Consider the following 15,053-nt stretch of genomic DNA (forward strand, 5'->3'; position numbering starts at 1 on the left):
CTAGCTTATCAGCCCGGGCGGATAGGGACTGCGATCCAGAGCAGTTCTGCTCCGTACACGCGCGTTACTGCATACCTGGCAGCGGTCGCAGTGTCACTTCGACACGGCGATTCTGCGCACGGCCTTCAGCGGTGGCGTTGCTGGCTACGGGCTGATCCGGCCCCATACCACGGGTACTCAAGCGACTGGGGTCGACACCCTGCGCCAACAGATAGTCGGCCACGCTTTGCGCGCGACGCTGCGACAGCTCCATGTTGTAGCTATACGAGCCGGTGCTGTCGGTATGCCCGACAACCTCGATGCTGTTCTGGTTGTACTGGCGGAAGGAATTGGCCAGGTTGTTCAGCGGCTGATAGAAGCTGCTGGCGATCTGCGCCGAGTCGGTAGCGAAGGTGATGTTGCCGGGCATGATCAACTGAATCACATCGCCTTGGCGCTGCACCTCGACGCCGGTGCCCTGCATGCTGCGGCGCAGTTCCTCTTCCTGCTTGTCGGCGTAGTAGCCATAACCTGCCGCTGCGGCACCGGCCACGGCCGCGCCGATCAGCGCGCCCTTGCCGCGGTTGTCATGGTTGATCAGCGCACCGGCAGCCGCGCCGGCCAGCGCACCGATACCACCGTAGGTGGCGGTGCGGTTGGAGCTCGGTGCGCTCTGATCGTAGGGGTTCTGCGAGGCGCAACCGCCAAGCAGCAGCGCAGAGGTGCAAAGGGCAATAACAGGCAGGCGAAACATGAAGGCGTCTCCATGAACGGTGGGTGATGGCTCTTTGAGTCATCACGCCGCCATTAGTGCCCTCTCACGCGCGAATAAAGGGGTTCTCGCGCATCTCATCGCCCAGGCGAGTGTCCGGGCCATGGCCGGTAACCACGGTGGCATCCTCGTCGAGGCTGTACAGGCGCTGCTTGATCGAACGCTCGATGGTCGCGTAATCACCGCCCCACAGATCGGTACGGCCGATACCGCGACGGAACAGAGTGTCACCGGCGATCAGCAGCTTGGCACCCTCGAACCAGAAGCTCATCGAACCCGGCGTGTGCCCTGGCGTATGCAAGGCCACGCCGCAGCCACAGGCCAGTTCCTCGTCATCGGCCAGCCATTTGTCCGGCGCCGGCACGGGCGTGTAAGGCACACCGAACATGCTGCACTGCATCTCCAGATTGTCCCAGAGGAACTGATCCTCCTTGTGCAGGTGCAGCGTGGCACCGGTCTTCTCCTTCATCTGCCCCGAGGCAAGGAAGTGATCGAGGTGCGCATGGGTGTGGATGATGCTCACCACCTTGAGGCCATGAGCCTCCAGACGCGCCATGATCAGATCGGGATTACCACCTGGATCGACCACGATGGCCTTCTTGGTAATCGGGTCGCCGATGATGGTGCAGTTGCACTGCAAGGGGCCGACAGGGAAGGTTTCGCGGATTAGCACGGATTTACTGGTCATGAGGTAGAACCTGGAGTGATCGATGACTCAATCTTGGCACAGCGAGATTGACTCCCTCCAGCGACCATCGAACCCGCCCGCTGGAACACCTGAAGCAGCAAAGCATGTACATTTGCCATCACTGAACACGGCCGGCCATAGCAGCGCGGAGTGAGCCGCAGCTTTGCAAGGAACCTGGAGTAATGGACAAGAAGTCGCTTTCCGAGCGGGACATCTGCAGCAAGTACATAGCACCAGCCATCGCCAAGGCCGGCTGGGACATGCAGGGGCAGGTACTGGAAAGGTTTGGTTTATGGCCAGCGTAAAGAACTACTCCAATAACTACCCAAGTGTGTCGAAAAAATCGCGGTAACCCAGACTGGTGGGATAGTGAGACTAACGGGTTCTCCACCCGAGTCGAGAACGAGTCCGCCTAGAGCTCCGGTGCAAAATATCTGGATGCCTGCAGCAAATGGCGTAACTCTTCGCCCGAGACAAGTGCATTATCTCAAGCCGCCTGCATAGCGTATTTGCCGAAGGAGAGCTGGAATTCCATGTAGTAATTGCAAAAAATGCAACAACTGCGACCGACGACAATACCTATCAGGTCGAGCTTTTCAAGCTTGTGCCGTGCTATCGGTCAGTTACTGGTTCAACTCCTGGAAATGCACACGCTTTCACCAAGAGGCCACAGGCTCTGAATCTGAGCCCATCATACTTTCAGGTAAGGTAGGCGCTTATCAATCGTGAAGGTTTGCCTCCTCTCGTGACCCAGACCTATCCAAAGCCCTGGAAAAGCTACCAGGAGCAGCTCGACCAACTAATCGCTCGCGGCATGACCGTCACGGATAACGCCAAAGCATTGGATTACCTGGAGCGCATCGGTTATTACCGGCTAAGCGGCTATTGGTTTGCCTTCCGTGAGCGGACAGAATTCTGCTGCCCTCTCGATCCGCATAGCGGGAAAAAGCCCAAAAAGGTCAAACAAGACCGGCTACCGCTCGATGACTTCCGCCCAGGTACAACCTTCCAGAATGCTGTAGACCTATATGTGTTCGATAAGAAACTGCGGCTGCTCGTGCTGGATGCACTGGAACGCGTTGAAATAGCCCTGCGTGTCGACATTTCTCATAGCCTGGGGAAACACCACAAGTTCGCCTACCTGCAACCGGAGCTGTTTCACGAGAGCTTCTCCAGCAAGCTGGATGGCCAAACAGGCTTGACCAAACACCATGGCTGGCTGAGCAAGCATGCGGCGCTGATCAGCCGCTCCAAAGAAGATTTCATACGCCATAACAAAGAAAAGTACGGCCTACCGTTGGCCGTGTGGGTGGCGTGCGAGGTTTGGGATTTCGGCACACTGTCGACGCTATTCGACGGCATGACCGAAGCGGATCAGGACGCTATTTCGTCGCAGTACAACATCAGCAATGGCCGCATTTTCGCCAGTTGGCTGCGCAGCCTGAACTACCTGCGCAACGTATGCGCACACCACAGCCGGCTGTGGAATCGCAACATCGTTGATCAGCCGAAACTGCCGCCAGTGGCTCAAGTACCTTCATTGGCAACGTTTCATAGCGATCCTCAGCGGCAGGCGCGCCCGTTCATGCTGCTGTGCATGACCCAACATCTGATGAAAATCATCAATCCCTCATCGAGCTGGGGGGTTCGACTGAAAGCGTTGCTGGAAAATGACTTCCCAGACCTGGCTCACCTGGATCTTGGGCTGGATCGGATGGGCGTGGACGATGGCTGGAAGGCGAGAGACTGGTAAATCGCAGGCAATAAAAAACCCCTGAGCAATCTCAGCGCCGGAGCGCATCAACCGACAGGGGCCGTGTTGCTGACGATTATTAGGCAGCTACGCCATTGCGTCAACTGCTGCCTGGCGCCACCTTAATCTCACCGCGCCGACATTCCGCTGCACACCTGAGAACTGCAGTCATCCATATAGACCTCGCCTCATTCCTCAGCGCGGTAATCGCCGGGCAGTTTACCGGTCCATTTGCGGAATGCACGGCGGAAGTTGGACGGGTCGCTGAAACCCAGCAACTGGGCAATTTCATACAGCGGCAAATGCGTGGTGGTCAGGTACTGCAGGGCCAGCCGTTTGCGCACGTCGTCGAGCACCTGCTGATAGCTGGTACCCATCTGCGCCAGGTGCCGGCGCAGGCTGCGGCCGCTGGTGTGCAGGGCACTGGCGGCGCTTTCCAGGTCGGGGAAGTCGCCGGGGCGCGCCAACAACAGGCGTCGCACCCGTGTGAGCAGGCCATCCTGCACATCGAGACTGACCAGCAGCGCTTCGCACTGTTGCTCACACATCTGTACCGTAGCCGGGTTGGCCAGCGCCATCGACCGTTGCAGGTAATGCTGGGGCAAGCGCAGCCAATGAAAGGGCTGTTCGAACTGTACGGCCACACCGAACACCTCGGCATAGCGCTCGGCGTAGTCTGGTGCAGGATGAGCGAAACCGACGGCCAAGCCCTGCAACTCTTCCCCCAGGAGAAAGCGCGCAATGGTATGGATGCTGGTCAGCAGGCCTTCGGCGGTAAAGCGCGATTGCGGCCCCATGGGGAAAGACTCGACGGCGCGTAATTCCATGTCCTCGCCCTGCTCCACCAGCTCCAGTTCGAAGGACAGACCGAGCACGCGATAGTACTTCAGGGCGAACTGCAGCGCCTTGCCCAAATTGGCGCTGGACAGCACCGCGTAGCCAAGAATGCCGTGGGTAGAGACGTTCAGGCGCTGGCCCAGCACCAGGCCAAGCGCCGGTTCGCCGCACCGCTCCAGCGCAGCCTGAGTCAGATGGTGAAAGTCGATAAAGGACAGGCGGGCATTGGGACTGCCAAGCACTTCTGGGCGTACGCGCGCGGCGGCAAACAGTTCGGCACGTGCCAGACCGAGCTCTTCGGCCAGCGCCAGCAATGCCTCGGCGTAGGCAACGGGAACCAGTTCGGCGGTGAAGTTGAGGGTTTGTTTCATGAGTTCGTTGTTCTGGCGACTGGCCGTAAATGACCTTCCCGATTGCGAACCTTAGCTCAGCGAATCCATGCTCGCTGCCCTGCTGCTGCCCCAACTTTCTGCTGGAATAACGCACTGGCCGGATATGACTGTCACCTTGGCTGTTACGAACCTGTGCCTAGCGGTGCATGACGCCCATAGTGGGAACCAGTCAAATAGCGCAATGGAGTTCTCATGGCCAGCACTACACCGGAAGGATTGCAGATTCGTCCCAGGCACATGGATTTCGATCTGCCCAACCCGCTGCCGCGCCACTGGAACGGCGGCGACGCCTTCAAGACCCATTTGTTCGATGCCATGTCGGTGTTGTTTCCCGACGGCGAGCGGTTCTTCATCGATTCGGTGCGCCAGTTCCGCGACCGCATCGACGACCCGGTGCTCAATGAACAGATTCGCGGCTTCATCGGCCAGGAAGGCCATCACAGCCGTGAGCATCTCGAGTACAGCCAGCGCCTGCGTGACCTGGGTTACGACGTCGAGCGCATCGAGAAACGCGCCCGGACGCGCATCCGCTACACCCAGAAGAAGTTCTCACCACAACGCCAGCTGGCCGCGACCGCGGCGCTGGAACACATCACCGCGATCATGGCAGATGGCTTGCTGAGAAATGACGCGTACATGGCCGACGCTCACCCGGCCTTGGCTCGCCTGTGGCGTTGGCATGCGCTCGAGGAGACCGAGCACAAGGCGGTGGCTTTCGACGTTTACAACCAGGTATGCGGCAGCCGCAAGCTGCTGCGCAGGGCGATGCTCATGGGCACCTTCTTCTTCGTGCTCGATACCACCCGTGGCCTGGCACACATGCTCAAAGTGGACGGCCTGTTGTGGAACTGGCGCGTGTGGCGTGACGGCATCCGCTGGATGTGGGGCAAGGAAGGCGTGTTCCGCCCGCTGATCAGCACTTATCTGGACTTCTTCAAGGACGGCTTCCATCCCTGGGAACACAACAACCTGGATCTGTTGCACGCCACCCGCGAGGAGTTTGACGGTCCCCCGCTGATTCAGGCCGGAGCCGCCTGAAACGCGGCACCTGCCACGTAATACAAACAAGCCCGGAATCTGTCCGTAATCCTGTTCACTTAAGGTTGCACACGTTTGGCTCCCCTCTCCCATTTATGGGAGAGGGGCTGGGGGAGAGGGCAGAAAACACCGCAAAACTGCCAGTTTCCCCCTCTCCCTAACCCTCTCCCCGGAGGGGCGAGGGGACTGATCGAGCTCGACCGTTTCTTAAGTGAACAGCATTACGGAATCTGTCCGGGCTTGTTTCGTGGCCCGGATTTTCTCTGGGCCTTTCCAGGGCAAACTCAACCCAGCAGAAATCTCATTGCATCGGCCGCGCTCTGCTCGGGAATTTCTTCCATGGGAATATGCCCGACACCCGGATAGACCCTGACCTGAACACCTGGCAGATCACGCTGCCAATGCGGCACATGTTTGGGTGAGATCCAGCGATCGCGATCGCCCCACATGAGCAGGGTCGGCGCCTTGATCAGCGCAACCCGCTCTGGCGTCGTGTGCAGCTCCTCCTTGTTGACCTTGAGCAGCACACGGAAGATCTCCATCATGCCGCGGCGGTTACCCGGGCGTCGCGACAGGTCGTAGTAGCGCTCGACCACACCTGGCTTGATTCGCCCCGGCTCACCGTAGACCTCCTTGATGCCCTGGGCGATCAAGGCGCGCGGCATCCACATCGGCATGGCGACAGTCGCACCGGGCAGCGCGGCCGCAGCGATCATCCACGGCACCTTATGCATGGGATAACCGGCCGGGTCGATCAGCACCAGCTTGCCGACGCGCTGCGGCTGCGCCAGGGCGAAGTTCCAGGCGATATAGCCACCAAGGGAGTTGCCGGCGATATCCGCCTTGCCCACCTGCAAGTAATCGAGCAGTTGGCCAAGCACGTGCATCATTCGCTCGACCGAATAGACGCCGTCGCGCGCCGGACCGGTGAGGCCGAACCCCGGAACATCGAAGCGGATGATGCGGTAATGCGGGGCGAAAGCCTGCACCCACCCGTCCCAGGTGTGCAGCGAAGCGACCACGCCATGGATCAGTAGCAACGCCGGTTTGTCACGGCTGCCTTCGTCACGGTAATGGACATTGAAGCCGTCAATCTCGACATAGCGAGAACCCTGAGCAGCATTGCCATAACGCGATTTCAGGCGCTCCAGCGGCAGAGGCCCGAAGCCCAGACGGGCGAAGCCTGCAGCCAACGGCGGTTGCAGGGAAGGTCTATTGGCAGACATGCGCGATACCTCGACACTTGCAGTAGGTATCCGCGATCAGAGCATGAGTAGGCGCCAAACACCGCCCAACCTAGGTTGAGCCAAACACCGTCTTGATCGGCTGCTGCAACGCCCAGATCAGCGCAGTAGACCGAGGCCCTTGGCCCGCGCCACCGCCTGAGTACGCCGCTCGACGCCAAGTTTGCTGTTGATGTGACGGGCGTGGGTCTTGACCGTGTGCAAGGAGATGAACAGACGCTCGCTGATCTCCTGATTGGAACAGCCACGCGCGATCAACTGCAGCACGGCCAACTCGCGGCCACTGAGTTTTTCCGCCAGGGCGCTCTCCTCTGCGACCACCTCCTCGTCCGAATCCCGACTGCCCGGCAACTGGGCAAGTAACGCGTCGCGCAGCGGACAGGCCGGACGCCCCTGCAGGCGCTCACGTAGCCACCGCGGTTGATGCTGCAACAGCTCGATGAAAGGTAACAGCGCACCGCCCTGAGCGAGATCCAGGCAACTGTCGAGCTGCTGCTGTGCCTCCCGCTCTCGCCCGGTCTGCTTCAGTAGCTGGGCGAGCTGGGCCTGCGCCACCAGGCCGACCAACTGACCACCCAGCCCCTGCGCACGCTGTTGCAACGCACGCAGACGGCGCTCCGCATGCTCCAACTCGCCCTGCAGACGTTCCAGAGCAGCCTGCTGCAGATCGATATGCAACGCCAACTGCGGGTGAAACTCTGGCGCCAGTGCCCGCCCCTGATCACCATAGGTTTCCGCCAACTGCGGTAGCCAGGCAGCGGCCAGCTCAACCTGCCCCTGACGCAACCACAGCTCGCATTTCATCAGCGTAATCATCGCCAAGTAATAAATCGCTGGCACATCCCAGACGTGCATCAAGCGCTCGGCCTCACCGAGCAGTGCGAATGCCTCGGCAGGCCGTCCATCACGTCCTTCCAGGCTGGCCAGCACGCAATAGCCGATCAGCGCCCCAACGTCGCGGCAGGCTCGCGCTTCGGCAATTCCCGCCCGCAAGCGCTCCACGGCCTGAGGCTGCAAGCGCAGACTAAGCAGATAACCTTCATAAATCGTCAATCGCGCTCGCACCGAGTAACTACGCTGTGCAGGCAAACGCTGCACCAGCAGTAATCCCTGATGCACCTCCTCCTGCGCGCGCACCACCTCGCCGCGGGATTGCAGTACGCGGGCGCGCTCGTAGTGGGCCAGTGCCTCGAGCAGAGGATTGTCGATGCGCTGGGCCAGCTCCAGCGCATCGCGGTTCAACCCACGCGCACGCCACAGATCGCCACGCACCATGGCCAGATTGGACAACGCCGACAAGCACATGAAGTGCGGGCCATAACGCTCCACCGGTAAGCCGGCCAAGGCCTCGCTACATTGCTGCTCGGCACGTGCACCATCGCCACGACCACGGGCGATGACCCCATCGAGCGCCTGCCACTGCGCCAGCAGGCTACGCTGGGCAGAAGGCTCGGCTGCTGGAAGGAAGCGTGCGAGTTGATCAAGCAGTTCTTGGGCGGCGTCCAGCTGGCAGGCCAGCGCCAGTGCCCAGCCATAGAGCATGATCAGTCGTGGTGTGCTGGCCAGCAGGTCATCCGGCAGATTGGTTTTCCAGCGCAGCAGCATGGCGATGTTCTGCTCCGCCAGCATCTGCTCCTCAGACAGGTTCTGCACCAGGCTGGCGGCCACGTCGGCCTGCCCCGCCAGCAGCGCCTGCTCGATGGCGGCATCCAGCATGCCTTGCGCGGCGAACCAGCGACAGGCACGCAGGTGGGCGCTACCGTGCGAACGACTCAATCCGTCGGCAGAGCGCGCATTGAGCAAGTCGGAGAACAGGTGGTGGTAGCGAAACCAGTGGCCCTGCTCGTCGAGCGGGACCAGAAATACCTGATTGGCCTGCAGATGGCGGATGATTGCGGCACTGTCATGGCTGTCCCGAACCGCATCGCACAGCTCGGCGCAGAAGCGCTCCATGCAGGCGGTGTCATACAGGAACTGTTGCACCTCGGCGGGCTGTCGCTCGATGACCTCCTCGAGCAGGTACTCGCGAATCAGCCCCTCACCGCCGTGCAGCTGCAGCCCCTCGCCGGCCTCCGCCAGTTCTTCCATGGCCAGCAGCCACAGGCGCAAACCCGCAATCCAGCCCTCACTGCGCTGCAGAATCCCGCTGACCTGCTGCTGCTCGAGGCGCGCGCCCTGACTTGCCAACAGCGCGTCGAGCTCGGCAGCCGTCAGACGCAGATCCTGCTCGTTGAGCTCCAGCAACTGTCTCGACAGACGCAGGCGCGCCAGGTGCCAGTCAGGCCGCTGACGGCTGGTGACCAACAGCAGCACACCAGGAGGTAAATGGTTGAGGAAGAATTGCAGACAACGATCCAGCACCGGCCCCTGCGCCAGATGGTAGTCGTCCAGCACCAGCAACAGCGGTTGACCATCATCGAGTTGCTGGGTCAGCTCATCGAGTAAACCGTCGAGCCACTGCTCGAATGCGAAGGGTTGGTGGCGTTGGCGCATCTTCAGCAGACCGAGCGCCTCCTCCCCCAAACCGGGGTAGAACTGCTGCAGCCCCTGTAACAGACGCTCAAGGAAGCGCCCCGGATCATGATCGCGCTCGCTCAGCCCGAGCCAGAGGCTGTGCCAGTGATTGGGTAGTCGCTCGCAGAACTCGATGGCCAGTGAGCTTTTGCCAAAACCTGCTGGCGCACTGACCAGCAGCAATCGCCCTTGCAGTCCCTCTTCAAGACGCTCACACAGCCTGGGCCGCGGCATATGTCCTGCCGGCACTGGAGGACGATAGAAACGCGCTTCCACCGGTGTGGCCGGCGTGTAGGGAAAACCTGGCAAGCGGGGGAGATCTGTCATCGGCCTATTCTTGGAAGTCTTCTATATGCATCGGCGGGCTCGATCTGAACCCAGCCTAGCGACTTGCAATGGCCATTTGAAGCGCCCGCTACAGTCCGTAACGAAAAAGCCGGCACAAGGCCTAATGCTGATCAGATAAGTTCGTCACCACCCCCTCCTACTTGCAGTAGAGGGGGCGCTTTTCGTAGGAGCCAGCTTGCTGGCGATGCTTTTTATGGCGGATCGCCGGCAAGCCGGCTCCTACAAAGATCGAGTGCAACGGCTTAACTGACTGGCATTAGGCGCAAGGCCGGCTTCATCGTGTTGCCTGAGGCAGGTTTTAGCGAACGCCAGCCTGACGCAGAGCAGCCGGGGTGTAATCGCTGCCAGCGGCCTTGTAGTTGAAGTCGTAGGCTTGTTTCTCCTCGTTCTTCATACCCCGGGCCAGGTAGCGACCGGACAGCAGGTCGTACAGGGTTTCCACGGTGTACCACGGCACTTGCTTGTCGTAGTAGTACTGGGCATGGGCCTCAGCTACGCGCCACAGGGTGCCACGACCGTCGTAGTGGTCGATCAGAGCGGCTTGCCAGGTGTCCTCATCGATGTAGAAGTCACGCTTGGCGTAGATGTGACGCTCGCCCGATTTCAGGGTCGCGGTCACGTGCCATACACGGTGTAGCTCGTAACGGGTCAGATCCTGGTTGATGTGGCCAGCCTTGACGATTTCGGAGTACTTCAGGCTGGGCGAATCGAGCTTGTAGGCATTGTAGGGGATATAGATCTCCTTCTTGCCTTCCAGTTTCCAGTCGTAACGATCCGGCGCACCGTTGAACATGTCGAAGTTGTCGGACGTACTCAGGCCGTCAGCTGCGGTGCCCGGGCCATCGTAGGACACCTGCGGCGCACGGCGCACGCGACGTTGACCGGCGTTGTACAGCCACGCCAGACGCGGCTCTTTCACCTGATCGAGCGTCTCGTGCACCAGCAGCACGTTACCGGCCAGACGCGACGGAGCGGTTACGCGCTGCTTGAAGTAGAACAGGACGTTGCTTTCCTTGCTCGGGTCGAAGTCGGTCAGGGCATCGCGGAAGGTGAACTCATCCTGGAAGTAGACCAGCGAGTAGGAACCATTCGGCTGCGGAGTCGCCTGGGTCACCAGACGACGCACGCTGCCACCGCGGTAGCGGGTGATGTGGTTCCAGATCACTTCCAGACCGTTCTGCGGGATCGGGAAGGGGTTGGCGGTCTGGAAGTTCTCCAGGCCATTACCACCTTCCACCAACCTGGTGTTCACCGCGTTCTGCTTGGTCGCCTCGAGCACTGCGGCCGGCAGGCTGGCCGAACGGTGAGTCGGATAGACCGGCATCCTGTAGCTTTCCGGGTAGCGCTTGAACATCGCCAGCTGGCCAGGGGTCAGCTTGTCCTTGTACTGCTCGGCGTTGGCCGCGGTGATGGTGAACAGCGGCTGCTCGTTGGCGAACGGATCGGCCAAAAAGCCACGCGGATCGACCGCGCCGGCATTGGTCGGCAGGCCGCCAGTCCAGGCCGGGATCGAGCCATCGGCATTGCCTGCCATCTCGGCGCCCACCGGAGTCAGGGTGGTGCCCAACTTCGCCGCCTCGTCAGGCGATACGGCCGCCATCACGCTGGTCGCCAGCAGGGACAGGGTCAGGACACCGCTTTGCCACAGTTTTTTTGTTGTTTTCATTTGCATCATGATTCCTCGAAATTCCTGGCCGCTTAGAAGTTCATACCGAAGCTGAGCGCAACGAAGTCACGGTCAACGGAGGTGTTGTATGTGCCACCGAAGAAATTGGTGTAGGACAGGCTGGCGGTGTACATATTCTGGTACTCGGCATCCAGACCAATGCTGACCGCCTTGGAGCCTTCGTTGAACAGACCGTTGGGGCCGTAGCCGTCGACGTCGTGGGAGAAGGACAGGTTGGGCTTGAGGTTGATGCCGGCGAAGACGTTGTCGTAGTCCGCGATGCCACGCAGGCGGTAGCCCCAGGAGTTGGCGGTGACGAAACCGTGGCGGCCGTAGCGGGCCAAAGCGGCTGGATCATCCGGGGTGCCGTAGATAGGATCACGCCCATAGCGCAGTTCGCTGGTGCTCTCGAGACCGCCGACATGCGTGTAGCCGACCTCGCCCACCACGGTCATCCGCTCGGCGCCGAGTACCTGATCGATGAAGTGGGTGAAGGTGGTCTGCAACTGGGTGATTTCCTTGCGGTTGTAGCCGCGATTTTCTGCACCGAAAGTACTTTCAATGGGAGAGGTTCCCGGCGCAAGGGGATTAAGCAAAGCCCAAGAGAGGTCTTGAGCATTCAGCTGAACCGGTGCATTGGGTCGATAGCTGATCTCACCAGACCACGCGGTGCCAGTGGGCAATGTCGTAGAGAAGCTAAGGCCGTAAAGCTGGATATCTTCGGGGTACTCAAGGTAATAGCGGCCGTTGCCAAGCATGACGCTCTGCGCCAAACCAGAGCCAGCACCAGGCACGAGCCCATTAGCTGTACCGATAATGCCAGGCAGCTGCGCTGCGGTAGCCAAGCCAGCAGATCGCGTACTGAGGTTTGGCGTCCGACTGTGGTAATTCATGAAATACGCACCATACTCGGTGGCATCACCCAACCAGCGCAATGCAAGACCGAACTGCCCCGAATCACGTGCATCCCGGTCGCCAGCTCGCGGCAAAACCACACCCTCAGGAGTGACTTCGAACCCCTGCCCGAACGCAGCAGCGACGGGTTGAAGAGGAGCGATTGCCGGGCTGCCCACGTGGTAGTTGGCATCACAACCATCCTGCAGTACGTCGATGGCGAAGAAGGTGCCGCAGTTGTCGAGTACCGTCTGGTCCCACTCCAACTGGTAGAAGGCCTCGGCAGACAACCGGTCGGTCAGACTCTGAGCCACATAGAGCATATTGACCGGAATCAGCCCCTCTTTGATCTCAGCACCCGGCCGGCGGAATGCTGCAGCGTCCAAGGGATTGATGGCGTTGATGCCGTTCATGATGAAGGTGCTTTCACCCCAACTGACCACCTGCTTGCCCAGGCGCACCGAGCCCGGCTGGTCGCCGATGGCGTAGTTGTAGTAGACGAAGGCGTCGAGAATCTCGGCCCCCGATGACTGTGCTCCCTCCTTGCGGTTGCTATCGCTGATGTCCTTGAAAAGGCGGCTTTCGTCCTTCAGTTCGAAGTCATACCAGTACTTGCCGCGCACGAATACGCCGGTGTCGCCGTATTTAAGTTCAAGATCGTGGATACCCTTGAAAATCTTGGAGAAGGTCTCGCCCTTCTTGAAGTTCAGACGACCATCGTCGCCGGTCTGGGTAAAGCCGGTACCGCCGTTGTTGATGCCGACCAGATCCCTGTCCCTGTCCGCCATGGACCAGCTCGCCCCCACCGACAGCGACGAATCGAACTGCCCTTCGATCTCACCGATATTGAAAGTGACGCCGAATGCCGGAGCGGCAAGGGTGGAAGCGAGGCTGACGGCCAGCGGCAGTTTTGCCAGGCGCCAGTAGGGTTTTGTTTTTGTTGTCATCGACGCTACTCCATGTGTTTTTTGTTATGGATGCTTGGACTATAGCCAGCGGCTGCTACTGCTTGATCCCTCGAAAGTGTGATTTGCAGCTTCCACCACTCTGACTCGCAGGTTTCAGACCCTGTGTCTAGCCAGCATGGACGTGAAACAGCAATTAGCAAGCCAAACGCTTGTTTGACTGAGCGGTCACTTTAACCGCCCAGTCAATTCGCACCTCACAGCGTGGACAGAAACGCACTACCGGCTTCCTGCCATTGGGCGATTTCGATGCGAATACGTTTCTTATCCAGCTTGCCGACACTGGTCTTGGGAATTTCAGTAACAAGGGCGATTTGCGTGGGAATCGCCCACTTGTTGATGTGGCCTTGCTCGACGAAAGGCTTGAGGTGTTCCTTCAGCCCCCTGGCATCCAGCGCCTGCTCTTCGCGCAGCACCAGCAGCGCGAACGGGCGTTCACCCCATTGCGGATCCGGCACCCCCACCACCGCCACTTCGCGTACAGCGGGGTGGCGACTGATCAAATCTTCCAGCTCCAGCGACGAAATCCATTCGCCACCGGTCTTGATCACATCCTTGATACGGTCACGAATCTCGATGAAGCCCATACCATCGATGGTTGCCACATCGCCGGTGTGCAGCCAACCGTGCGCCCAGAGTTCTTCGCCCTTCTCCGCCTCACGGAAATAACCCTGGGTCAGCCAGGGTGCACGCAACACCAGCTCACCCTGCGCCTCGCCATCGCTCGGCAGCAGCTTGCCGTCGGCGTCCATGATCGCGGCCTCGACCAGTGGCACCGGAATACCGGCCTTGATCCGGTAGGTGGTGCGCTCGTCCTCGCTACCCGCGCGCAACTCCTCGTTGAGGTAGGCACAGGAGATCAGCGGACAGGTCTCGGACATGCCATAAGCCGCCGTCAATTGAATACCCCGTTCTTTCGCCGCTTCGTACAGCGAGCGATTGAGCGCGCTGCCGCCAATGATCATCTTCATGCCGCCGAAGTCATGGCCCTGCGCACCTGGCGCGCCCAGCACCATCTGCAGAATGGTCGGCACGCAGTGGGAGAAGGTGACCTTTTCCTCCTTGATCAGACGGCAAAGCAGATCCGGCTCATAGCGACCGGGATACACCTGTTTGACACCCAGCATGGTGGCCACATAGGGCACACCCCAGGCATGCACATGGAACATCGGCGTAATGGGCATGTAGACATCGTCATTGCCCAACAGACGAATGCTGTCCAGACCGCCCATGGTGGTCGCCATGGACATCGTATGCAGCACCAGTTGCCGATGAGTGAAGTACACGCCCTTGGGGTTACCAGTGGTGCCAGTGGTATAGAAGGTCGTAGCCACCGAGTTCTCATCGAAATCGGCGAAGTCATAGTGCGGGCTGGCCGCAGCCAGCAGGCTCTCGTACTCGCCAACGAGGTTCGGCAGGTCGGCGTTCTTGTCTTCGCCATCGGTCAGCAGCAGGGTTTTCTCCACCGTGGTCAGTTGACCGGCAATACCGTTGTACAGCGGCACGAACTCACTGTTGACCAGCACGAAACGGTCTTCGGCATGGTTCATGGTGTAGAGAATCTGATCCGGCGACAGGCGGATGTTGATGGTGTGCAGCACCGCGCCGAGCATGGGAATGGCGAACATGCATTCGAGGTAGCGGTGACTGTCCCAATCCATCACCGCCACGGTATCGCCGGCCTTGACCCCTGCCTCGCTGAGTACGTTGGCCAACCGTGCGACACGCTCGTTGAAGGTGGCGTAGCTGTAGCGCAGCTTGTCGCGATAGACGATTTCGCGGGTCTTCTCGTAACGACTACCGGACAGCAGCAGGCGCTTGATCAGCAGCGGATAGGCATGAGCGTTTTCAGCGGGGGGGATCAGTCGGGTCTGCAGCATGAAATCACCTTGAGGCACGCTAGGAATAGGTATGCAGCGACTCTAGAGCGGCTCGCGCAGCGCTCAATCAGCCCAAAGAATGA

At 60.0% G+C, this 15,053-nt stretch carries 11 protein-coding genes; 3 read left to right on the forward strand and 8 right to left on the reverse strand.

Going from position 1 to position 15,053, the window contains the following annotated elements:
• Positions 1-64: 64 nt before the first annotated feature.
• Positions 65-733: an OmpA family protein gene (locus BLT86_RS14090; protein WP_092377463.1), complete on the reverse strand. Its 669-nt coding sequence runs from the start codon at positions 731-733 to the stop codon at positions 65-67.
• A 64-nt stretch (positions 734-797) separates the two neighbouring features.
• On the reverse strand, positions 798-1,439 hold the full coding sequence (locus BLT86_RS14095; RefSeq protein WP_090337119.1) for an MBL fold metallo-hydrolase: 642 nt from the start codon (positions 1,437-1,439) through the stop codon (positions 798-800).
• Between the two features lie 182 nt (positions 1,440-1,621).
• On the opposite strand from BLT86_RS14095, the gene BLT86_RS26240 reads away from it, so the two are divergent.
• Positions 1,622-1,744 carry a hypothetical protein gene (locus BLT86_RS26240; RefSeq protein ID WP_256581161.1) on the forward strand — a complete coding sequence of 41 codons (123 nt, stop codon included), beginning with the start codon at positions 1,622-1,624 and terminating at the stop codon, positions 1,742-1,744.
• A gap of 440 nt (positions 1,745-2,184) precedes the next feature.
• Positions 2,185-3,192, forward strand: a complete 1,008-nt coding sequence (locus tag BLT86_RS14100) for an Abi family protein (protein ID WP_055987006.1) — start codon at positions 2,185-2,187, stop codon at positions 3,190-3,192.
• A gap of 188 nt (positions 3,193-3,380) precedes the next feature.
• Here the strand turns inward: BLT86_RS14100 and BLT86_RS14105 are convergent, their stop codons facing one another.
• Entirely contained in the window at positions 3,381-4,400 is a 1,020-nt protein-coding gene (locus BLT86_RS14105) for an AraC family transcriptional regulator (protein ID WP_092377466.1), read from the reverse strand.
• A gap of 213 nt (positions 4,401-4,613) precedes the next feature.
• Here BLT86_RS14105 and BLT86_RS14110 point away from each other — a divergent pair, with 213 nt between their 5' ends.
• Entirely contained in the window at positions 4,614-5,459 is an 846-nt protein-coding gene (locus BLT86_RS14110; RefSeq protein WP_092377469.1) for a metal-dependent hydrolase, read from the forward strand.
• Between the two features lie 284 nt (positions 5,460-5,743).
• Here BLT86_RS14110 and BLT86_RS14115 read toward each other — a convergent pair whose 3' ends face one another.
• From BLT86_RS14115 to BLT86_RS14135, 5 genes are all read right to left on the reverse strand, one after another.
• On the reverse strand, positions 5,744-6,685 hold the full coding sequence (locus tag BLT86_RS14115; protein ID WP_092377471.1) for an alpha/beta fold hydrolase: 942 nt from the start codon (positions 6,683-6,685) through the stop codon (positions 5,744-5,746).
• 117 nt (positions 6,686-6,802) lie between these two features.
• Positions 6,803-9,544, reverse strand: a complete 2,742-nt coding sequence (locus BLT86_RS14120) for a LuxR C-terminal-related transcriptional regulator (protein WP_092377474.1) — start codon at positions 9,542-9,544, stop codon at positions 6,803-6,805.
• A 319-nt stretch (positions 9,545-9,863) separates the two neighbouring features.
• Positions 9,864-11,231 (reverse strand): DUF1329 domain-containing protein, encoded by a 1,368-nt coding sequence (locus tag BLT86_RS14125; protein ID WP_092380424.1) that lies wholly within the window; start codon positions 11,229-11,231, stop codon positions 9,864-9,866.
• Between the two features lie 32 nt (positions 11,232-11,263).
• Entirely contained in the window at positions 11,264-13,072 is a 1,809-nt protein-coding gene (locus BLT86_RS14130) for a DUF1302 domain-containing protein (protein ID WP_092377478.1), read from the reverse strand.
• Between the two features lie 215 nt (positions 13,073-13,287).
• The gene (locus BLT86_RS14135) at positions 13,288-14,970 is read right to left on the reverse strand and encodes a fatty acid--CoA ligase (RefSeq protein ID WP_092377481.1); all 1,683 of its coding nucleotides are present in this window, start codon (positions 14,968-14,970) and stop codon (positions 13,288-13,290) included.
• Positions 14,971-15,053: the final 83 nt, after the last annotated feature.

The sequence above is a fragment of the Pseudomonas sihuiensis genome (assembly GCF_900106015.1).
In the GTDB taxonomy this organism is placed as follows: Bacteria; Pseudomonadota; Gammaproteobacteria; order Pseudomonadales; family Pseudomonadaceae; genus Aquipseudomonas; species Aquipseudomonas sihuiensis.